A 20,027-nucleotide genomic window follows, 5' to 3' on the forward strand; every position below is an offset into this window, starting at 1 on the left:
CCGACCGGGAGGCTGCGATGACCCAGCTGGTGCCCTACCTGACCGTGCACGACGCGACGACGGCGATCGACTTCTACGCGACCGCGTTCGGGGCGACGGAGACCGGCGAGCGGTACACCGAGGACGACGGGCGGATCGGCTTCGCGGCGCTCGCGATCGGCGGGCGGCCCTTCTACCTGTCCGACGAGTACCACGACTACGGCGCCTACGCCCCGGCCACGCTCGGGCACGCGACGGCAGCCGTCGTGCTGGAGGTCGACGACGTGGACGCCGTGTACGCGCGGGCGGTGGCGGCGGGCGCGACGGTGGACCGCGAGCCCGCGGACCAGGGCGACGAGCGGCGCGGTTGGCTCGTCGACCCGTTCGGTCACCGCTGGGCGATCCACTCGCCGCTCTGAGCCGCGGCACGGGCCGGTGGGTCCCGACGAGCGCGAGGCGGGCGGGGTGAGCGAGCGGGCGGACGACGACGGCGCGCCGGGCGAGGGGACCGGCGGCGCGGGCTGGCGCGTGGGCGACCTCGCCGCGCTCACAGGGCTGACCGTCCGCACGCTGCACCACTACGACGACGTGGGCCTGCTGCGGCCGGACCGGACAGCCGCCGGTCACCGCGTCTACCGGCGTGCGCACGTCGAGCGCCTGTACCGGATCAGCGTGCTGCGGCGGTTCGGGGTGTCGCTCGACGACATCGCGGCGGCGCTCGACGCGCCCGGGTGGACGCTCGACGGCGCGCTGCGCACGCACCTCGCGGAGCTCGAGGACCAGGTGCTGCGGATGGAGCGCCTGCTGCACCGGCTCAGCGCGACGCGTCCCGACGTCGCCGGCGACGGGACGGCACGGCGCGGCGACGACGCGGGCGACGTGGACGTGTGCCGACGCCTGCTGGCGGTGCTGGAGGACACCGCGGTCGCGTCGACCGAGCCGCTGCGGCGCGTCGCGGTCCTCGTGTACGCCGACCTGGAGGCCGCGCACCGGCACCTCGTCGAGGTCTTCGGGCTGGAGCCCGGGCCGGTGCACCGCGACGACGGGGGGACGGTCGTGCACGGCGAGGTCCGGACGGCCGACGGGATCGTCATGCTGCACCGCGTGGCGCCGGAGTGGCGGCTGGCGTCGCCGGCGACGCTCGGGGCCGCGACGGCGATGCTCGTCGTGACGGTCCGCGACGTCGACGCCCACCACGCGGCGGTCGTCGCGCGCGGCGGCACGGTGACGTACCCGCCGACGGACCAGCCGTACGGCGTGCGCGAGTACGGGGCGCTCGGGCCGGAGGGGGAGCCCTGGTCGTTCTGGTCACCGCTGCCGCCGCCCTGACGGGTCCAGGGTGTTGCGAACGATGTATCAACGATATATCGTTCAGGACGTTGGCATCGCGCCGCACCCCTCCCGGGTCGTCCCGGTCGAGCCGTGCCCCGCACCCCCGCCGACGCCCACGCACCTGAGGAGACCACCCATGCGACACCACCACGTCCACCACCGCCCCGCCGGTCCCGACGCCTTCGACGAGGACGCCGCCGGCAGCCCGTCCGGCCCGCCGTTCGGACCCGGGTTCGGCCCGGGCTTCGGCCCCGGCGGGCCCGGGTTCGGACCTGGCGGGCCCGGGTTCGGACCTGGCCCGCGCGGCGGCCGCGGCTTCGGCGTCCACCACGGCGGCCCGCACCCGCGTCACGGCGGTCGCCGCGGCGGCCGGGCCGGTCGCGGCGACATCCGCGCCGCGATCCTGCTGCTGCTCGCCGAGCAGCCCATGCACGGCTACCAGCTCATCCAGGAGATCGGCACGCGGTCCGAGGGCCGCTGGCGGCCCAGCCCGGGCGCCGTCTACCCGGCGCTCGCGATGCTCGAGGACGAGGGCCTCGTGACCCTGTCCGCGCAGGGCGGCCGCCGGATGGCGAGCCTCACCGAGGCGGGCGCCGCGTACGTCGAGGAGCAGCGCGACGCGCTCGGCGCGCCGTGGCTCGACGCCCAGGAGCGCCCGGTCCACCCCGGCCGCGCGCTGCGACCCGCCCTGGAGGCGCTCTCGGGCGCCGCGGTCCAGGTCGCCCGCACGGGCACCCCGGAGCAGGCGACGGCCGCGCTCGCGATCGTCGAGCGCGCGCGGCGCGACCTCTACCTCGTCCTGGCCGGCGAGCCGGTCGCGACGGATGGCCCGACGGGCGAGACGGCGACGCCCGAGGCCTGAGCGCGCGACGGCGCCGGCGCGGCGCGCCCGGGGCGCCCGCACGACGACGAGACCCCCGGTGCACCCGCACCGGGGGTCTCGCGCGTCATGACCGACGGGCGCGGACGGCCGGGGACGGGCGTGCCGCCGGTGTGACGAGCGTGACGCCGGGGCGTCGCGTCGCGTCGTCTATCCTGGGACCTGGTTCACGAGCTGCAGCGTCAAGTACCCGGCTGGCTGCACGGCAACCCTCCTGATCGAGCGGGGTGCCCCGGGGCGAGAACCGGTGGTGCGTCACGGCGGCGCCCACAAGTCGACCGGCGCCCTGGCGCCCGAGGAGGACGCATGACCCCGCAGCCCGTCGCCCGCGCGCTCGTCGCCCGGTCGATCGGTGCGCCCGCCCGCGTGACATATCCCGACAGTGCTGGTCGGAATTTGACACGTGTCCAGGACCTTCGCTTCACTGACGCCACCGCCCGGCACTCCGTCGCCGGCGCGCGAGGAAGAGGTCGATCGATGGACACCCGCGAGGCCCGCACCATGACCGCCGCCACGGCCGTCATGTGTCGCATGCCCGCGTGTCCGGCGACCCACGGCCAGCTGGTCTGACACCGGCACAGCGCCGCCACCGTCGCACCTGAGCCGCCGGCGCACCGCGCCGTGCGCCTCGACCGACGGCACCCCGCCGTCCTCGTCCCACCGCCGCACCGGCCCACGGCCACGCGGCCGGCGTCCCACGACGCCTGTCCCTGACCCGCCCGGATCCGTCGGGCACACCGCAAGGAGACCCACCCATGTCCGAGAACGTCCCCGTCCTCCCGGCGAAGAACGGCGGCAAGCGCCGGACCGGCCTCGCCGTCGGTGCGGTCGTCGCCGTCGTCGTCCTCGTCGGCGCGCTCGTCTTCGCGTTCACGCGTCCCGACGCCGACGACTCCGCCGCCGGTGACGGCGCGACCGTCGTCCGCCTCGGCACGACCGACGTCGGCCAGCCGCACTGGGAGATCCTCAAGGAGCTCGCCGCGGAGGAGGGCATCGACCTCGAGATCGTCGGCTTCTCCGAGTACACGCAGCCGAACCCGGCACTCACCGAGGACGAGATCGACCTCAACGCGTTCCAGCACATCCTGTATCTGGCCGACCACAACAACAACACCGGCGACGACCTGCAGCCCATCGGCTCCACGCTGATCGTCCCGCTGCCGCTGTACTCGCAGAAGCACACGGACGTCTCCGAGTTCACCAAGGGCGAGCAGGTCGCGATCCCCAACGACGCGACCAACCAGGCCCGCGCGCTGTTCGTGCTCGAGGAGGCCGGCCTGATCGAGTTCACCGGCGAGCCGAAGGTCCCGACGCCGGACGACGTCGACACCGACGCGTCGACCGTCGTCGTGCGCCCTGTCGAGGCGTCGCAGACCGCGGGCCTCATCGGCGACCCCGACGTCGCGGGCGTGATCGTCAACAACAATTTCGCGACCGACGCGGGCTTCGACCTCGACAGCTACGTCTTCGCGGACGACCCGAACTCGCCGGGGGCCCAGCCGTACATCAACATCATCGCGGCTCGCCCGGACGACGCGGACAACCCGACGTACCAGAAGATCGTCGAGCTCTACCACGACCCGAAGGTGCTCGAGTCGGTCGTCGAGTCGTCCGGCGGCACCGCCACGATCGTCGAGGGCTACGACGCCGCCAAGCTCCAGGACGTCCTGGCGCAGACGCAGGAGAACCTCAAGGCCGCTGGCTGAACCGGTCCGCGCGGTCCGGTCCCCACCACCCCCGGGGACCGGACCGCGCGGCCGTCGTCCGTCCCCGAAAGGTCCCCCACGTGACCCCCATCATCGAGTTCCGCGACGTCACCAAGGTGTTCGACGGCCCGAACGGGCCGATCCGCGCCGTCGACGGCGTCGACCTCGCCGTCGAGCAGGGTGAGATCTTCGGCGTCATCGGCTACTCCGGCGCCGGCAAGAGCACCCTCGTGCGGCTCATCAACGGCCTCGAGCGCGTCACGTCGGGGCAGCTGGTCGTGGACGGCGACGACGTCGCCGCGCTGTCCGAGCGCGCGCTCGAGCGCAAGCGCCGCGACATCGGCATGATCTTCCAGCAGTTCAACCTGTTCTCGTCGCGCACCGTCGCCGGGAACGTGGCGTTCCCGCTCAAGGTCGCGGGCTGGCCCAAGGCCGACCGCGACCGGCGCATCGCCGAGCTGCTCGACTTCGTCGGCCTGCTCGACCGTGCGCACTCCTACCCGGACCAGCTGTCCGGCGGGCAGAAGCAGCGCGTCGGCATCGCGCGGGCGCTCGCGGCGCAGCCGAAGATCCTGCTCGCCGACGAGTCGACCAGCGCGCTCGACCCGCAGACCACGCAGGACGTCCTGCACCTGCTGCAGAAGGTCAACCGCGAGCTCGGCGTGACGATCGTCGTCATCACGCACGAGCTCGAGGTCGTGCGGTCGATCGCCGACCGCGTCGCCGTCCTGGAGAACGGGCGCGTCGCCGAGCAGGGGAGCGTGTTCGACGTGTTCACGCGCCCGCAGGCGGACGTCACGCAGCGGTTCGTGTCGACCGTCGTGCACGACCGGCCGCGCGGCACCGTCCTCGAGCGGCTCCAGCGCACCCACACCGGGCGGATCGTCACCGTCACCATGACCGACAGCTCGCGGCTCGGGTCGGTGCTCGCGTCGGCGGGTGCCTCGGGCGTCGCGTTCGAGATCGTCTACGGCGGCATCGGCACGCTGCAGGACCAGTCGTTCGGGTCGCTCACGCTCGCGCTCGACGGTCCCGACGCGGCCGTCGACGCGCTCGTCGCGCAGCTCGGTGCCGTCGCGCCTGTCGAGGAGGCCGTCCGATGAGCGCGCTCACGTCGGCCCTCACGGCTGGGCCGCCGGCGGTCGCGTCGCCGTCCGCCGCGACGGTCCTCCGCGCTGCCGGGGACTTCGACCCCGCGTTCCACGGCCCCAAGCTGCTGCAGGCCGCCGGCGAGACGCTCTACATGGTGTCCGCGACGCTGCTCATCGGCGGGGTCCTCGGGCTCGTCCTCGGCATCGCGCTCTACACGACGCGGCGCGGCGGGCTGCTGTCGAACCGTCCCGTGTTCGGGGTGCTCAACCTCGTCGTCAACGTGTTCCGGCCGATCCCGTTCCTCATCCTGCTGATGATCATCGCGCCCGTGACCGTCGGGCTGATCGGCACCCGGCTGGGCAGCACCGCGATGATCGTGCCGTTGTCGTTCGCCGCGACGTTCGGGGTGTCCCGGATCGTCGAGCAGAACCTCGTCGCGATCGACCCCGGCGTCATCGAGGCGGCCCGCGCGACCGGCGCGTCGCGGTGGCGGATCGTCCTCACGCTGCTGGTCCCCGAGGCGCTCGGCCCGCTGATCCTCGGGTTCACGTTCGTGTTCGTCGCGCTCGTCGACATGTCCGCGCTGGCCGGGACGCTCGACGGCGGCGGGCTCGGCGCGTTCGCGCTCGACTACGGCTACAAGCGGTGGAACTTCGCGGTCGTGTGGATCACGGTGATCGTCATCATCGTGCTCGTCCAGCTGGCCCAGTCGCTCGGCAACCGCCTGTCCCGCCGCATCCTGCGCCGCTGACGCGGGACGCAGCCGGTGCCCGCCCGTTGGCCGCGCCCCGGCCGAGCACAACATCAGGGTCGTTCCGGGTGGTCGGAACGACCCTGATGTCGTCGTCGTCGTCGTCGAGCGGGCGGCGTGCGACGGCTGAGGCCGGGGTCGGCGTGTGCCGAGACCCCGGCCTCCGTGCCGCGCGACCGGGCCGGTCAGGCGGCGGCGCCCGCGCGTGCTCGACGCCCGCCCGGGACGGCGTCGGTGTCCTGCGAGACGGCGATCGACCGGCGTGCGAGGTCGTCGCGCTCGACCGCGTCGGCGAGCACGCGCCCGACCTGCCCGCGCGACACCTTCATGCCCTTGACGTCGCCGTTCGTCGTCGTGAAGGCGGGGTGGGGGATGTCGTCGTCCGACAGGTAGACGGGCTGCACCTCGACCCAGTCGAGCTCGGTCGCACGCAGCTCGGCGGACGTCCGCTCCTCGTCGGCGATCTGCGGTGCGATGAGCAGCGCGAAGAACAGCTTCGCGGAGAACGGCAGCCGGTCGCGCGTGGTGCCGACGCCGTACGACGACTGCACGACGATCCGGCGGACCCCGTGCCGGCGCATCGACGCGACGACGTTGCGGGTGCCGCGCGAGCGGACGTCGATGGGCGTGCCGGCCGGGCCGCGCAGGCGGACCCGGAGCGGGTTCTCGCTGATGCCGAGCGTGACGACGACGGCGTCCTGCTCGGCGACGAGCGCGTCGACCGTGGCGGCGTCGGTCGCGTCGCCGTCGACGCCACGGACGTGCGGGCCGGTGAGCCCGGCGGCGTGGCGGGACAGGGCGGTGACCTCGTGGCCACGGCGGACGAGCTCGGCGACCGCGGCGCGGCCGGACCCTCCGGTGGCTCCGACGACCAGGACCTTCATGGTGGGCTCCTTGGGTGGGGGAGCGGCGGGTGCTGCTCCGTGGTGCTCCCAGCACACCGCACCGGACGCTGGACGGTCTATGCTCGTGAGTCGCCGGAACATGACAGATCGTCCAGCGTCGGAGGTGCCCGATGAGCGCGCTCGCCCCCGAGGTCCCGTGGGGCTCCGTCGACCCGGTCGGCGAGGCCCTGCACCGGCTGCGCGTCACCGGCTTCTTCTACTGCCACACCGAGGCCACCGGCCCGTGGGCCGTCGACATGCCCGCGTTCGGCGAGTGCGTGAGCTTCCACGTCGTCGCCGAGGGGGAGTGCTGGGTCGAGGTCGACGGCCTCCCGCCCGTGCGGCTGAGGGCGGGAGACCTCGCGCTCGTGCCGCACGGCCGCGGGCACGTCCTGCGCAGCGCGCCGGGGGTGCCGTCGATGGGTCGCGTCGACGAGCTCCCGCAGGACTACGTGAGCGACCACTACTCGGTGCTGCGGTACGACGGGGGCGGGCAGCGCACCGACCTGGTGTGCGGCGTGCTGTCGGTCGACGGCCCGGCGTCCCGGCTGCTCCTCGAGCTGCTGCCGCCCGTCGTGCACGTGCCCGCCGACGACGGTGCCGCGCCGTGGATCGCCGGGACGCTCGGACTCATGGCGGACGAGCTCACGCGCACCCGGCCCGGCGGCGAGGCCGTCACGACGCGGCTCGCCGACATCCTCGTCATCCAGGCGATCCGGGCGTGGGTCGACGCGCAGTCCGCGACGACGGGCTGGCTCGGCGCGCTGCGCGACCCGCACGTGGGCGTCGCCGTCGCGGCCGTGCACCGCGACCCCGCGCGCCCGTGGACCGTCGAGGCCCTCGCGCGCGAGGCGACGATGTCGCGCTCCGCGTTCGCGGCGCGGTTCACCGAGGTCGTCGGCGTCCCGGCCATGCAGTACGTGACGTCGTGGCGCATGCACGTCGCGACCGACCTGCTCGCCGCGGGGGAGCCCGTCGCGCGCGCGGCGACGGCGACGGGCTACGACTCGGAGGCCGCGTTCAGCCGCGCGTACCGCCGGGAGACGGGCCGGGCACCGGGTGCCGTCCGCCGCGCGGCGGTCACCGCGACGTGACCGGCCTCAGGACGACGGTGCCGGTGCGGTCGAGCTGCGCGTGACCAGGTGGGCCGGCGGCACCGTGTAGGAGCGGACCGGGCCGGCGGCGACGACGTTGAGCACGCAGTCACCGACCTGGACGCCGAGCGCGTGCACGTCGAACGCCATCGCAGACAGCGGTGGGGCGGCGTGCCGGGCGAGCGGCGAGTCGTCCCACGCGAGCAGCGAGAGGTCCGCGGGCACGCGCAGCCCGGCCGCGCGCGCGACGTCGAGCGCGGCGACGGCCATGACGTCGTTGTCGAACACGATCGCGGTGGGCCGCGGGTCGCGGGCGAGCAGGTCGCGCGTCGCGGCGGCACCGGACGCCTCGCCGTAGTCGCCCTCGACGACCGTGCCGTCGACGCCGAGCGCGGCGCAGCGCTCGACGAACGCGTCGGTGCGCGTGCGGGTGTGCGCGAGGTCGTGCGGGCCGGTGACGCGCGCGAGGCGCCGGTGGCCGAGCGCGACGAGGTGGTCGACGGCCTCGTGCGCCTCGGCGGCGTTGTCGACGAACACGTTCGCGACGGGCAGGTCGCGCGACGGGCCGCCGACGACGACGGCGGGCACGCCCAGGGCGGCGAGCGCGTCGAGGCGCGGGTCGTCGACCGTGAGGTTGTGCAGGACGACGGCCTCGACCTGGTGCTGCTCGGCCCAGCGGCGGTAGGTCGCGAGCTCGGCGTCGAGCGACCCGACGATGTGCAGCAGCAGCGAGCGGCCCTCGGCGGAGAGGGACTCCTCGATCCCGGCGATGAGCTGCATGGAGAAGGCCTCGAGCCCCAGCAGCCTCGTCGGCTGGCGGAGCACCAGGCCGACGGCGTGGATCCCGGGCGTCACGCGGCGAGCCTAGCCGCCGCACCCGTGCGGTCCCACGGGCGGACGGCTGCTCTACAACGTTGGAAATGTGTCGTACCGTGGTGCGCAGCCCACCCCGGTCACCGCCGACGGGGTGCCGAGAGGAGCCGCCGTGATGACCGTCGACCCCGACGCCCCCACCCCCCGACGCGAGCGCCGCACCGCACGGCTCGCCGCGACGCCCCCGATGGGCTGGAACAGCTGGGACTGCTTCGGCACGACCGTCACGGAGGACGAGGTCCTCGCGAACGCGACGGTCCTGCGCGACCGGCTGCTCCCGGCGGGCTGGGACACGGTCGTCGTCGACATCGCCTGGTACGACCCGACCGCTCGCGCGCACGGCTACAACGACGGCGCCCCGCTCGTGCTCGACGACCACGGCCGCCAGCTGCCCGCCCCGAACCGCTTCCCGTCGGCCGCGGGCGGCGCGGGGTTCGCCCCGCTCGCCGGCGCCGTGCACGGCATGGGCCTGCGCTTCGGCGTGCACCTCATGCGCGGCATCCCGCGGCTGGCCGTCGAGCGCGACCTGCCGATCCTCGGGACGACGTGGAGCGCGCGTGACGTCGCCGCCCCTGACGACGCGTGCGCCTGGAACCCCGACAACGTCGGCGTGGACCACGACCACCCCGGGGCTCAGGCCTGGTACGACGCGCTGATCGGCCAGCTCGCCGGCTGGGGCGTCGACTTCCTCAAGGTCGACGACATGCTCGCGCCGTACCACGACCGCGACGTCGAGGCCGTCGCCCGGGCGATCACGCGCAGCGGCCGCGAGATCGTGCTGTCGCTGTCGCCCGGGACGCACCTGTCGACCACCCACCTCGGCCACCTGCGCGAGCACGCCCAGATGTGGCGCATCAGCGACGACCTCTGGGACCGGTGGGAGGACGTGCACGCCCAGCTCGCGCGCCTCGCCCGGTGGGCTCCGTACCAGCGGCCCGGCGGGTGGGCCGACGCGGACATGCTGCCGCTCGGGCGGATCGGGGTGCGGGCCGAGCGCGGCGAGCCGCGCGACAGCCGCCTCACGCCCGACGAGCAGCGCACGCTCCTGACCCTCTGGGTCATGGGCCGCTCACCGCTCATGGTCGGCGGCCACCTGCCTGAGACCCACGACGCGACGCTCGACCTGCTCGCCAACCCCGCGCTCGCGACCGTGCTGGCCCGCAGCACCGAGAACCGCGAGATCGTCCGTGAGCCCGTCGACGACGGCGAGCTCGTCGTGTGGACCGCCGCGGCCGGCGACGGGGACACGCGCTGGGTCGCCGTCTTCTGGACCGGGCCGACGGAGCGCCGGCTCACCGTGCCGCTCGCCTCGGTCGTGGGTGCGGTCGCGGCCCGCGGGCCGTGGAGTGCGACCGACCTGTGGAGCGACGGCGAGCCCGAGCGGCTCGACGGTGCGCTCGACGTCGTCGTCGCGTCGCACGGCGTCCGCTGGTTCGCGCTCGACCCAGCCTGACCTGCGCTCACGCCACCCGTCCGGCCCCCCACCGACCCGACCGTCCCGGCACCCGGAGCACCCGTGGATCTCCTCCCGCTGTCCGACGTCCGCCTGCTCGACGGCCCCTTCCGTGCCGCGCAGCAGACCGACCTCGCGTACCTGCTGCGCCACGACCCGCAGCGCCTGCTCGCGCCCTACCGCCGCGAGGCCGGGCTGCCGCCCGTCGCCGAGCCGTACGGGAACTGGGAGTCGAGCGGGCTCGACGGGCACATCGGCGGTCATGCGTTGTCGGCCGCCAGCCTGCTGTGGGCCGCGACGGGTGACGCGCGCGCGGCCCGGTTCGCCGCCGACCTGGTCGACGGGCTCGCCACGTGCCAGGACGCGCTCGGCACCGGGTACGTCGGGGGCGTGCCGCACGGCGTCGCGCTGTTCGAGCGGATCGCGGCGGGTGACCTGTCGGCCGACTCGTTCGGCCTCAACGATGCGTGGGTGCCCTGGTACAACCTGCACAAGACCGTCGCCGGGCTGGTCGACGCCGCCCGCTACACGCCCGAGCCGACCGCGTCGCGCGCACGCGACGTCGCGATGCGGTTCGCGGACTGGTGGCTGCCGGTCGCGGCCCGCCTCGACGACGACCAGTTCGCCGCGATGCTGCGCACCGAGTTCGGCGGCATGTGCGAGGCGTTCGCCGACCTCGCCGACCTCACCGGGCGGTCCGACCTGCGGGCCATGGCGGTCCGGTTCGCCGACCGCACGCTCCTCGACCCGCTGCTCGACGGCCGCGACGAGCTCGACGGGCTGCACGCCAACACGCAGATCGCGAAGGTCGTCGGCTGGGCCGCGCTCGCGGAGTCCGACCCCGACGGCGGCTGGGACCGTGCCGCGCGGGCGTTCGCCGACACCGTCGTGCGACGGCGGTCGCTCGTCTTCGGCGGCGACTCGGTGTCCGAGCACTTCCACCCCGTCGACGACTTCCGCGGCGCGCTCACGTCCCCCGAGGGGCCGGAGTCGTGCAACACCGCGAACATGCTCGAGCTCGTCCGACGGCTCCTGCGCACGGACCCCGACCCCGCGCTGCTCGACTTCGCCGAGCGCGCGCTCGTCAACCACGTGCTGTCCGCGCAGCACCCCGACGGCGGGTTCGTGTACTTCACGCCCGCACGGCCCGACCACTACCGCGTCTACTCGCAGCCCGAGGTGGGGTTCTGGTGCTGCGTCGGCACCGGTCTCGAGACGTACGCACGGCTCGGCGAGCTCGCGCTCGGCACACAGCCCGGCCCCGACGGCGACGACCTGCTCGTCAACGTCGCGGTCCCCGTCCGGGCCACCTGGGCCGCGCGCGGCGCCGTCGCGACGCTGACGAGCGACCTCCCCGACCTGTCGACCGGCGGGGAGGTGACGCTCCGGCTCGACCTGCCCGCGCCGCAGACCTTCACGGTGCACGTGCGCCGCCCGTCATGGGCGGTCGGCGACCCCGACCTCGCGATCGACGGCGTGCCCGTGCCCGTCGTGCCCGGACCCGGGCCCTACGTCGCGGTGCACCGGACCTGGCACGACGGCGACGTGCTCGCGTGGCGCCTCGCCGCCCGCGTCGAGTCCGAACGGCTGCCCGACGGTTCCGGCTGGGCCGCGTTCCGGTACGGACCCGTCGTCCTGGCGGCGCGCGGCGGTGCGGACGACCTGCCCGGCCTGCGCGCCGACGACTCACGCATGGGCCACGTCGCGGCCGGACCGTTGCACGCGCTCGCGGGCACGCCCGTGGTCGCGTCGCACGCCGACGGCGCCGACCAGGTGCACGGCCCGCTCGACGGCATGACGTTCCGCCTCGACACCGATCGCGGGCCCCTCACGCTCGAGCCGTTCCACGCGCTCCACGACGCCCGCTACACGCTCTACTTCCCGCTCGCCGCACCGGGGACGGCGGAGGAGCGGCGCGCCGCCCTCGCCGCGGTCGAGTCGGACGACCTGACGCTCGCCGTGCGCACCGTCGACGACGTCGCCTGCGGCCGGCAGCAGCCGGAGGTCGAGCACGCGTTCGCCGGCGACGGCACGTGGACCGGCGCGACCGACGGCGTGCGGTGGCGGGCCGCCGACGGGTGGTTCGGCTACGCGCTCGCCGACCCGGCGTCGGCGGCCGGCCTGCTGCGCGTGGCCTACCGCGGCGGCGACGTCGACGGTGCGGCGGACGTCGTGGTCGACGGCACCGTCGTCGGGACGGTGACCGCCGCGGCCGGTGCGGGGCTGCGCCACGTCGACCTCGACCTCGGCCCGACCGTGGGCGCGCTCGACGGTGCGCGGCGGACCGTGCGCGTCCGGGCCGTCGCGGGCGGGTGCACGCCGCGGGTCGTCGGGCTGCGTCTCCTGAGCCGCTGAGTCGCCGAGCCCTGAGCCGCCGAGCCCCTGAGCCGCCGAGCCCCTGAGCCGCTGAGTCCCCGGGCCGCCGAGCCGCCGGCCGGCCGGTCGGAACCCGGCGGAAGCGGCAGGAATCAGTCGTGCGGGTGACAACGTTCTCCATCCCGTCGTCCCTCAGGCGGACATCGGGACCCAGGACTGGTCACGCGAGGCCGTGACGGTGCCACGATGCCCCCATGACGACCGTGCCCGTGTCGCTCCACGCCCTGCTCACGACGCCGTTCACGCCCGCGCCGCCCGTCCGGTGGCGCCGTGCGCACTGGCAGCAGTGGGCCGACCGGATGGGCCCGGACTTCCGGCTGCCCGACGTCGACCACGAGGTCGACCGTCAGGACGCCGCCGCACTGGTGCACGATGAGCTCGAGCGCGGCAGGACGGTGCCCGCGTTCGTCGCGGCGATGGTCTGGGCGTACGGACCGGCGAACGACGGCCCGTACCGCACCGCGACCGTCCTCGGAGGCCGTCGTCGGCCGACCGCGGTGCAGCCGGAGGTCGTCGCCGCGCTCGAGGACGCCGTCGGGACGGCCCGCGACGTGACCGCGCCCACCGCGAGCGTGCAGGCCGCGACCGCGCGCACGGCGGGCGCGGCGTCCGCCGCGACGGGGTCCGCGGTGCGCTCGACGCCCGCCGGGCACGGCGGCGTGGCGGGTGACGCCGCCCGGTCGGCGCACCGGCGGATCGTGGAGCACCGGCTGCACGGGCTCGCGCCGGCGGGCCTGACGGCGTGGCTGCACTTCGCGTCGGCGCGCCGCGACCCCTACGCACCGCACGCGGTGCCCGTGCTCGACGACGACGTCCGGGGGTGGCTCGCGCGGGACGCGGACCTGCCGCTGCGCGACGGTCACCCCGACGACTACGGGCGGTACGTCGACCGGCTCGTCACGTGGGGCCGTCCGTTCGGGCGGACGCCCGTGCAGGTCGAGTCGTCGGTCCGGACGCTCGTCGCCTCGGCGGGCACCGGCTCCGACTCCTGACCGGCCGCCCGACCGCGACCCGCGGCGTCGCGCCCGCCCGACCGCGACCCGCGGCGTCGCGCCCGGCCGTCAGCGACCCGCGGCGTCCGCGATGCGCTCGAGCTCCGCGACGTAGGCCGCCCACTCGTCGGCCGTCATCCCGGGCAGGTTGCTGTTGTCGACGCGCAGCCCCGCGGCCCCGTCCGCCTGCTCGCGCAGGATGTCCGCGTGCCCGGCGTGCCTGCTCAGGTCGCTCGTCACGTGCACGACGACCTCCCGCAGCGACACCGGGTTGCGGTGCTCGGGCCACCATGCGACGCGCCCCGGGGTGTCGAGCGGTGCGTTCAGGACCAGCTCGTCGGCGAAGGCCCACACGCGGCGGTACAGGCCGACGATCTCGTCGACCGGCTCGTCGGCCGTGGCGTACATGTCGAGGTTGGGCGTCGTCTCGTCGAGGTACCAGGCCAGCTCGGCCAGGCCCGGGAAGTCGCGGTCGAACGTCTCGCCGAAGTACCCGAGCTCGACGCCCGCGGCGTGCTTGACGAGGCCGAGCAGGTTGGTGCCCGTCGGGGTGCGCGGCAGGCGCACCGCGCGCTCGTCGAGCCCGTCGAGCTTCCAGACGAGGGCGTCGCGGGCGCTCTGGAGGTACCGGTGCAGCACCGCGCGGTCGTCGTCCACGTGCCCAGGCTGGTGGGTGCCGCAGGTCACGGCAACTCGTCGCGGGTGTCGTTCGTTGGGGAGGCGGGTCGCGCCTAGGGTGCGGACCAGATCCCGCGCGCCGCCGTCCCCGGCGCGTGCCCGCACGACCCGGGAGGAAGCCCCGTGGACCGTCTGGCCAGGCTGTCGCTCGCGAACCGCGCGGTCGTCGCGCTGATGACCGTCGCCGTCGCGGTGTTCGGGGTGGTGAGCCTCGGGTCGCTGCGTCAGGAGCTCATCCCGTCGCTGCAGATCCCGACCGCCGTCGTGCTCGGCGTGTACCCGGGGTCGGCGCCGCAGATCGTCGAGGACCAGGTCACCGTGCCGGTCGAGACGGCGGCGAAGGGCGTCGACAAGGTCGAGGAGGTCACGTCGACGTCGTCGACCGGGCTGTCCGTCACGACCGTCGAGTTCACCTACGGCACCGACATGGACCTCGCGAGCCAGCAGCTCGCGAGCGCCGTCAACCGCATCCAGCGCCAGCTCCCGTCGGTCGTCGAGCCGCAGGTCGTGACCGGGTCGATCGACGACCTGCCGGTCATCCAGCTCGCGGTGTCGGGCGGGTCGTCGCAGGACGACCTCGCGGCGTTCGTGACGGACGTCCTGCAGCCGCGGCTCGAGCAGGTCGCCGACGTGCGCAGCGTCGGGGTGTCCGGCATCGCGGACCAGGAGGTGCTCGTCGACCTCGACGTCGCGGCGATGGCGGCCGCAGGACTCTCGCCGGCCCAGGTGACGACCGTGCTGCAGGACAACGGCGTGGTGATCCCCGCGGGGACGGTCGCGGACGGCGACACCGAGCTGAGCGTGCAGATCGGCTCGCCGATCACGAGCGTCGAGGACCTGGCCGCGCTCCCGCTGAGCAGCCCGACGGGCGACGTCGTCGCGCTCGGCGACGTCGCGACCGTCGAGGCCGGGCCGGCCGCGCCGACGTCGTACTCGCGCCTCGACGGTGCCGCCTCGCTGGGTGTCGCGGTCACGAAGACGCCCGCGGGCAACACGGTCGAGGTGTCGCACGCGGTGCAGGGTGTGCTCGACGACCTCGCGGAGCAGCTCGACGCCGACGGCGTGCGGGTCGCGGTCGTGTTCGACCAGGCGCCGTTCATCGAGGAGTCCATCGAGGGGCTCGCGACCGAGGGCCTGCTCGGCCTGCTGTTCGCGGTGATCGTGATCCTGCTGTTCCTCGCGTCGCTCCGCTCGACGCTCGTGTCGGCGATCTCGATCCCGCTGTCCCTGCTCGTCACGTTCGTCGTCATGAACGTCACGGGCTACACGCTCAACATCCTCACCCTCGGCGCGATGACGATCGCGATCGGACGCGTCGTCGACGACTCGATCGTCGTCATCGAGAACATCAAACGACACCTCTCCTACGGGGAGGGCAAGCGCGAGGCGATCCTCACGGCGGTGCGCGAGGTCGGCGGCGCGATCACCGCCTCCACGGTGTCGACGGTCGCGGTCTTCCTGCCGATCGCGCTGGTCGGCGGCATGGTCGGCGAGCTGTTCCGGCCGTTCGCGCTCACCGTCGCGATCGCGATGGGCGCGTCGCTGCTCGTCGCGCTGAGCATCGTCCCGGTGCTCGCGTACTGGTTCATCAAGGCCCCGACGGGGCGCGTCGCCGACGCCGCCGAGGTCCGGGCGCGCGCCGAGGAGAAGGAGCGCCGCGGCGTCTGGCAGCGCGCCTACGTCCCGACGCTCGCCGCGTCGCTGCGCCACCCGGTGATCACGCTGCTGGTCGCGGTCGCCGTCCTCGGCGGCACGCTCGCGCTGGTCCCGCGCCTGGAGACGAACTTCATCGGCGACTCCGGGCAGGACACGCTGACCGTCACGCAGTCGTTCGAGCCCGGCACGACGCTCGCCGCGCAGGACGAGGCGGCGCGCGAGGTCGAGGGCGCGCTGCTCGCGCTCGACGACGTCGAGACCGTCCAGACGACCGTCGGCACCGCGGACGCCGCGATGGCTGCGTTCTTCGGCGGGGGAGCGACCCCGCAGGCGACGTTCGCGGTGACCCTCGACGCCGACGCCGACGGCGTGGCCGCGCAGGAGTCCGTCCGCGAGGCCGTCGACGGGCTCTCGGAGGCGCCGTCGACGGGCATCACGGTCGCGGGCGGCGACTCCGGGTTCGGCAGCAGCACGGTCGACCTGGTCGTGCGGGCGACCGACACCGACGTCCTCGCCGCCGCGGCCGCGCAGGTCGAGGACGCCGTGCGTGACGTCGACGGCGTCGCCGAGGTGACCAACAACCTCGCGAGCGACCAGCGCATCGTGCAGGTCGTCGTCGACCGCGACGCCGCCGCGGCGGTGGGTCTCACCGAGACGGCCGTCTCCGGCACGGTGGCCTCGCTCATGGCGCCGAGCCCCATCGGCACGGTGAACCTGGGGGACGGCCCGGTCGGTGTCGAGGTGGCCGTCGGCGACGCACCCACGACGGTCGCGGAGGTCGAGGGGCTCGTCGTGCCGACCGCCGCCGGGCCGGTCCCGCTCACGCAGGTCGCGAGCGTGCAGGAGGTGGAGGTCCCGACGTCGGTCACGCGCGTCGACGGCGAGCGCAGCGCGACCGTCTCGGTCAAGCCGTCCGGCCAGGACGTCGGCGCCCTCACGGCGGCGCTGACCACCGAGGTCGACGGCCTGGACCTGCCGCCGGGTGCGACCGTCGAGGTCGGTGGTGTCGCCGCCGACCAGGCCGACGCGTTCGCCGACCTGGGCCTCGCGATGCTCGTCGCGATCGCGATCGTCTACCTCGTCATGGTCGCGACGTTCCGCAGCCTCGTGCAGCCGCTGATCCTGCTGGTGTCGGTGCCGTTCGCCGCGACGGGCGCGCTGATCGCGCTGCTCGTGACGTCGACGCCGCTGGGCGTGCCGGCGCTCATCGGCCTGCTCATGCTCATCGGCATCGTCGTGTCGAACGCGATCGTGCTCATCGACCTCATCAACCAGTACCGCGAGCGGGGCCGTCCGCTGGCGGACGCCGTCGCGGAGGGGGCGCGCAAGCGTCTGCGGCCCATCGTCATGACGGCCGCGGCGACGATCTTCGCGCTCACGCCCATGGCGGTCGGGATCACGGGCGGGGGCTCGTTCATCTCGCAGCCGCTCGCGCTCGTCGTCATCGGCGGCCTCGTGAGCTCGACGCTGCTCACGCTCGTGGTGGTCCCGGTGCTCTACACGCTGTTCGAGCGGCGGGGCGAGCGGCGCCGGCTGCGGCGTGAGGCCGCGGAGGCGGACGCGACCGAGTCGAGCAGCGCGCCGGCGACGGCCTGACGGGAGCGTGCGGGCGGGGCGGGGGGCGGCTCGACGGGCGCCGGCCCCGCCCGCACCGCCGACCGGCCGGACGGGGCCGGGACAGGCCGGGTTCCGTCAGGCGTCGAGGCGCATCCGCCGCTGTGCGCCCTGCGTGCGCAGCACGAACCGGAACAGCGCGTCGACGTCGTTCTCGCGGATGTCGACGAACCGGCACCCGTACTGCGTCCCGCCGGTGCTGGTCCGCTGGGTGCGCAGCACCTCGGCGTCGAGCTTCACCGCACCGCGACCGGTCGGGAACTCGAACGCGACGCGGTCGTGCACCGCGAGCGTCGACGTCGTCGACAGGCGCATGCCGTGCGCGCTGATGTCGACGACCACGAACGAGATCGGGCGGCCCGGGCCGGCGCCGTCGGGGCCGGTCGCGACGCCCGTGCACAGCTGGAGCGTCCGGACGCGCGCACCCTGCCGCTTCTGCAGCATCGAGACGAGCTCGAGGTCGACCAGGGCGACCGTCGACGCGCCCACGCGCGACACCGTGCCGACGTAGCGGACCTCGCCGCGCACCTCGTCGAGCACGAGCACCTGGACGTCGTCACCGGGCCGCACCCCGCCGGGGACGACCCCGTGCTCGGCCGCGACCGTCATGGTCTCGCCGTCGAACGCCGCGACGTACCCCTCGACCACGGTGGTGCGGTCGCGCACCGTGAGCGCGCATCGTTCGAGGTCGTGCATGGTCGGTCCGTCCCGGTGGTGCTGGTCCTGGCGCCGGCACGGTGACACGTGCCGACACCGACCCCATCGGCAGGGCCGACGACCGGCTGAGGGGTCCTCCGGGGGACCCCCCGGCCGGGTGACGTCACTCCCGGTGGCGGGCGTCCTGCACGCGTCCGGCGACCTTCTCGCCCGGTGGGGCAGGTCCGTCGTGCCGGAGGACCGGGCGTCGGCGGAGCTGCCCGGTCGTCGGTGCCCGCACCTCGGATCGTCAGGCGACGCCGGCGGCGCCGACCGGGTGCGACGTCCGCACCCCGTGCACGCGCAGCGCGCCCTTCGCCGCCATCGCAGCGAGCACCGGGATGCGCCGGTGGCGCAGCGGGTACCACGCCCGCGGCCGGCCGTGCGCGTAGCGGGAGGGGTGCGCGACGATCCGCGCGTCGGCCTCGTGCGCCCCCACCTCGACGCCCAGGGTCGACACGGCACGCCGCGCGAAGCCGACGTGGTCGACGTGGCCGTGCGTGAGCACGAGCGCCGTCACGTCGCGCGGACCCGCACCGAGCAGCCGGACGGCCTCGTCGAGCGCGAGCCACATCGCGGGGAGCCCGCGTCGACGAGCAGCACGCCGACCTTGTCGCGCACGACGTAGCACTCCGTGGCGGCCGCGTGCATCCGGACGACGCCCTCCGCGACGAGCGTGGCCCCGACACCGCTCACCACGGCAGCCTCCCCGGATCGGGTGCGGACCGTCGGGCGTGCCGGTAGGCGGGCAGGCGCAGCGCCGCAGCCCAGCGGTAGGTCGCGAGGCCGCTCGGGCAGTCGAGCACCGGGTCGAACCGCACGTCGTCGTCGGTCGCGGCGCCACCCGGGGCGTCGACCCGCAGCACACCCCACCGGGACCAGGGTCCGCGCAGGCGCGACGACAGCAGCAGGACGTCGAGGCCGCCGTCGGGGCGGGCGGCCGGCCGCGCGGCGATCACGACGGGACCGTCGGGCGAGCGGAACGGCATGAGCGTCGTGAAGGGGCCGTCGACGACGCGGCGGCGCGGCGCGAGCACGAACCGGCTCAGCGACCCCGTCCCGGTCCCCGACAGCAGCAGCGCCTCGGCGCGCCCGCGCCGCTCCCAGCGCACCGCCAGACCGTGCACGTCGGGCCACGGACGGGGCAGCCCCGCGGCGCGGGACAGCCGCACGACCGCGCCACCGCTGAACGTGTCGACCGCCCCCGGCGCGTCGGGGTCGTCGCCGATCCGCAGCGACGCCGGCAGCACGATGCCGCGCGCGTGCAGCGGCCGGCGCCCCGTACGGCGTCCGGCGGCGTCCGCGAGACCGCCCAGGGCCCCGCCGACGCCGTCCGCGACGGCGGTCACCGTCCGCGACCGTGCGCGTCGTCCCGGCTGCGGCGCGACCGCACCGCGATCACCGCGATGATCGCCAGCGTCGCCGCGATGATCCCGAGGATCGCGAACGTCTTCCCCTGCGTGAGGGGGCCGAGCTGGTCCTCGCCGGACTCCTGGTGCGGGCCCGCCCCGCCCTCGCCGTACGTCTGCGTGGGCTCCGGGCTCGGGTCGCTCGTGCTCGGCGTCTCGTCGACCGAGGGGAGCGTGCCGGGCTGCTCGACCGAGGGGTCGTCGGTCGCGGCGACCGACGCCCGCGCGGTGAGCCCCGTGAGCGCGAGCGCGCCGACGAGCCCGAGGAGCAGCGCGGCCAGCGCGGCCGCGAGCCTGCGGGCGTGCCGCGTCGGGACGCGGAGCGCGGGGGCGGTGCCGTGGGGGTGGGCGACGGGGCGCATGGCTCGACCTTCCGGTGTGCCGGGCAGCCCGCCTCCGGACGTGCCACCACCGTGCGGCGCGCTCGCGCACGCCGCAACCGGGAGCGGCCGGTACGGTCGCGGGCCGCGGTCGTGCCGGCCCGTCCCGTCGGTCGAGGCGCCGGTCGAGCCGTCGGTCGAGCCGTCAGTCGAGCAGGAGCGACGCGAGCGCCGCACCCACG

19 protein-coding genes and 1 riboswitch are annotated in these 20,027 nt (G+C 75.1%); of the genes, 11 read left to right on the forward strand and 8 right to left on the reverse strand.

From position 1 onward, the window contains the following. The first annotated feature begins 17 nt into the window (after positions 1-17). The 6 genes from KOV94_RS13490 (at position 18) to KOV94_RS13515 (ending at position 5,740) form a co-directional block, all read left to right on the forward strand. A complete protein-coding gene (locus KOV94_RS13490; RefSeq protein ID WP_124343185.1) occupies positions 18-398 on the forward strand; it encodes a VOC family protein in 381 nt (126 codons plus the stop codon). 46 nt (positions 399-444) lie between these two features. Continuing rightward, the gene (locus KOV94_RS13495; protein ID WP_308160541.1) at positions 445-1,308 is read left to right on the forward strand and encodes a MerR family transcriptional regulator; all 864 of its coding nucleotides are present in this window, start codon (positions 445-447) and stop codon (positions 1,306-1,308) included. A 139-nt stretch (positions 1,309-1,447) separates the two neighbouring features. Continuing rightward, positions 1,448-2,173 (forward strand): PadR family transcriptional regulator, encoded by a 726-nt coding sequence (locus KOV94_RS13500; protein ID WP_218052328.1) that lies wholly within the window; start codon positions 1,448-1,450, stop codon positions 2,171-2,173. Between the two features lie 183 nt (positions 2,174-2,356). Continuing rightward, a riboswitch (SAM riboswitch) is annotated at positions 2,357-2,471 on the forward strand. A gap of 475 nt (positions 2,472-2,946) precedes the next feature. Beyond that, a complete protein-coding gene (locus KOV94_RS13505) occupies positions 2,947-3,897 on the forward strand; it encodes a MetQ/NlpA family ABC transporter substrate-binding protein (protein ID WP_218052329.1) in 951 nt (316 codons plus the stop codon). A gap of 80 nt (positions 3,898-3,977) precedes the next feature. Continuing rightward, on the forward strand, positions 3,978-5,000 hold the full coding sequence (locus KOV94_RS13510; protein ID WP_218052330.1) for a methionine ABC transporter ATP-binding protein: 1,023 nt from the start codon (positions 3,978-3,980) through the stop codon (positions 4,998-5,000). Further along, positions 4,997-5,740 (forward strand): methionine ABC transporter permease, encoded by a 744-nt coding sequence (locus tag KOV94_RS13515; RefSeq protein ID WP_218052331.1) that lies wholly within the window; start codon positions 4,997-4,999, stop codon positions 5,738-5,740. The genes KOV94_RS13510 and KOV94_RS13515 overlap by 4 nt, the downstream gene beginning before the upstream one ends. 185 nt (positions 5,741-5,925) lie before the next feature. Here KOV94_RS13515 and KOV94_RS13520 read toward each other — a convergent pair whose 3' ends face one another. Beyond that, complete coding sequence (locus tag KOV94_RS13520; RefSeq protein WP_218052332.1) at positions 5,926-6,624, reverse strand: NAD(P)-dependent oxidoreductase; 699 nt, start codon at positions 6,622-6,624, stop codon at positions 5,926-5,928. Between the two features lie 131 nt (positions 6,625-6,755). Here KOV94_RS13520 and KOV94_RS13525 point away from each other — a divergent pair, with 131 nt between their 5' ends. Then, positions 6,756-7,718: an AraC family transcriptional regulator gene (locus KOV94_RS13525; RefSeq protein WP_218052333.1), complete on the forward strand. Its 963-nt coding sequence runs from the start codon at positions 6,756-6,758 to the stop codon at positions 7,716-7,718. A gap of 6 nt (positions 7,719-7,724) precedes the next feature. Here KOV94_RS13525 and KOV94_RS13530 read toward each other — a convergent pair whose 3' ends face one another. Further along, positions 7,725-8,573, reverse strand: a complete 849-nt coding sequence (locus KOV94_RS13530; protein WP_218052334.1) for a LacI family DNA-binding transcriptional regulator — start codon at positions 8,571-8,573, stop codon at positions 7,725-7,727. Positions 8,574-8,706: 133 nt separating this feature from the next. On the opposite strand from KOV94_RS13530, the gene KOV94_RS13535 reads away from it, so the two are divergent. The 3 genes from KOV94_RS13535 to KOV94_RS13545 all read left to right on the forward strand — a co-directional run bounded on the left by KOV94_RS13535 (position 8,707) and on the right by KOV94_RS13545 (position 13,412). After that, complete coding sequence (locus KOV94_RS13535; RefSeq protein WP_225916666.1) at positions 8,707-10,044, forward strand: alpha-galactosidase; 1,338 nt, start codon at positions 8,707-8,709, stop codon at positions 10,042-10,044. Between the two features lie 63 nt (positions 10,045-10,107). Then, entirely contained in the window at positions 10,108-12,399 is a 2,292-nt protein-coding gene (locus KOV94_RS13540; protein ID WP_218052335.1) for a beta-L-arabinofuranosidase domain-containing protein, read from the forward strand. 215 nt (positions 12,400-12,614) lie between these two features. Then, the gene (locus KOV94_RS13545) at positions 12,615-13,412 is read left to right on the forward strand and encodes an 8-oxoguanine DNA glycosylase OGG fold protein (RefSeq protein ID WP_218052336.1); all 798 of its coding nucleotides are present in this window, start codon (positions 12,615-12,617) and stop codon (positions 13,410-13,412) included. A gap of 69 nt (positions 13,413-13,481) precedes the next feature. Here KOV94_RS13545 and KOV94_RS13550 read toward each other — a convergent pair whose 3' ends face one another. Beyond that, on the reverse strand, positions 13,482-14,069 hold the full coding sequence (locus tag KOV94_RS13550) for a DinB family protein (protein WP_124344417.1): 588 nt from the start codon (positions 14,067-14,069) through the stop codon (positions 13,482-13,484). Positions 14,070-14,213: 144 nt separating this feature from the next. Here KOV94_RS13550 and KOV94_RS13555 point away from each other — a divergent pair, with 144 nt between their 5' ends. Beyond that, complete coding sequence (locus KOV94_RS13555) at positions 14,214-17,342, forward strand: efflux RND transporter permease subunit (protein WP_218052337.1); 3,129 nt, start codon at positions 14,214-14,216, stop codon at positions 17,340-17,342. A gap of 96 nt (positions 17,343-17,438) precedes the next feature. Here KOV94_RS13555 and KOV94_RS13560 read toward each other — a convergent pair whose 3' ends face one another. The 5 genes from KOV94_RS13560 to KOV94_RS13580 form a co-directional block, all read right to left on the reverse strand. Further along, positions 17,439-18,056 carry a PilZ domain-containing protein gene (locus KOV94_RS13560; protein WP_124343164.1) on the reverse strand — a complete coding sequence of 206 codons (618 nt, stop codon included), beginning with the start codon at positions 18,054-18,056 and terminating at the stop codon, positions 17,439-17,441. Between the two features lie 250 nt (positions 18,057-18,306). Continuing rightward, complete coding sequence (locus KOV94_RS13565; protein ID WP_124344415.1) at positions 18,307-18,630, reverse strand: MBL fold metallo-hydrolase; 324 nt, start codon at positions 18,628-18,630, stop codon at positions 18,307-18,309. Next, positions 18,573-18,752 carry a hypothetical protein gene (locus KOV94_RS13570; RefSeq protein ID WP_124344414.1) on the reverse strand — a complete coding sequence of 60 codons (180 nt, stop codon included), beginning with the start codon at positions 18,750-18,752 and terminating at the stop codon, positions 18,573-18,575. The genes KOV94_RS13565 and KOV94_RS13570 overlap by 58 nt, the downstream gene beginning before the upstream one ends. Continuing rightward, complete coding sequence (locus KOV94_RS13575) at positions 18,749-19,405, reverse strand: hypothetical protein (RefSeq protein WP_160142939.1); 657 nt, start codon at positions 19,403-19,405, stop codon at positions 18,749-18,751. Before KOV94_RS13575 ends, KOV94_RS13570 begins: the two co-directional genes overlap by 4 nt. Beyond that, positions 19,402-19,827, reverse strand: a complete 426-nt coding sequence (locus KOV94_RS13580; protein WP_218052338.1) for a hypothetical protein — start codon at positions 19,825-19,827, stop codon at positions 19,402-19,404. Before KOV94_RS13580 ends, KOV94_RS13575 begins: the two co-directional genes overlap by 4 nt. Positions 19,828-20,027: the final 200 nt, after the last annotated feature.

The organism is Cellulomonas algicola, assembly GCF_019024305.1.
Classification (GTDB): Bacteria; Actinomycetota; Actinomycetes; order Actinomycetales; family Cellulomonadaceae; genus Cellulomonas; species Cellulomonas algicola.

What these genes read in the sequence shown, in the direction of transcription:
- KOV94_RS13490 (WP_124343185.1), top strand. Translation starts at nt 18, where the DNA reads ATGACCCAGCTGGTGCCCTACCTGACCGTGCACGACGCGACGACGGCG.
- KOV94_RS13500 (WP_218052328.1), top strand. Translation starts at nt 1,448, where the DNA reads ATGCGACACCACCACGTCCACCACCGCCCCGCCGGTCCCGACGCCTTC.
- KOV94_RS13505 (WP_218052329.1), top strand. Translation starts at nt 2,947, where the DNA reads ATGTCCGAGAACGTCCCCGTCCTCCCGGCGAAGAACGGCGGCAAGCGC.
- KOV94_RS13515 (WP_218052331.1), top strand. Translation starts at nt 4,997, where the DNA reads ATGAGCGCGCTCACGTCGGCCCTCACGGCTGGGCCGCCGGCGGTCGCG.
- KOV94_RS13520 (WP_218052332.1), bottom strand. Translation starts at nt 6,624, where the DNA reads ATGAAGGTCCTGGTCGTCGGAGCCACCGGAGGGTCCGGCCGCGCCGCG.
- KOV94_RS13525 (WP_218052333.1), top strand. Translation starts at nt 6,756, where the DNA reads ATGAGCGCGCTCGCCCCCGAGGTCCCGTGGGGCTCCGTCGACCCGGTC.
- KOV94_RS13535 (WP_225916666.1), top strand. Translation starts at nt 8,707, where the DNA reads ATGACCGTCGACCCCGACGCCCCCACCCCCCGACGCGAGCGCCGCACC.
- KOV94_RS13545 (WP_218052336.1), top strand. Translation starts at nt 12,615, where the DNA reads ATGACGACCGTGCCCGTGTCGCTCCACGCCCTGCTCACGACGCCGTTC.
- KOV94_RS13560 (WP_124343164.1), bottom strand. Translation starts at nt 18,056, where the DNA reads ATGCACGACCTCGAACGATGCGCGCTCACGGTGCGCGACCGCACCACC.
- KOV94_RS13565 (WP_124344415.1), bottom strand. Translation starts at nt 18,630, where the DNA reads ATGTGGCTCGCGCTCGACGAGGCCGTCCGGCTGCTCGGTGCGGGTCCG.
- KOV94_RS13580 (WP_218052338.1), bottom strand. Translation starts at nt 19,827, where the DNA reads ATGCGCCCCGTCGCCCACCCCCACGGCACCGCCCCCGCGCTCCGCGTC.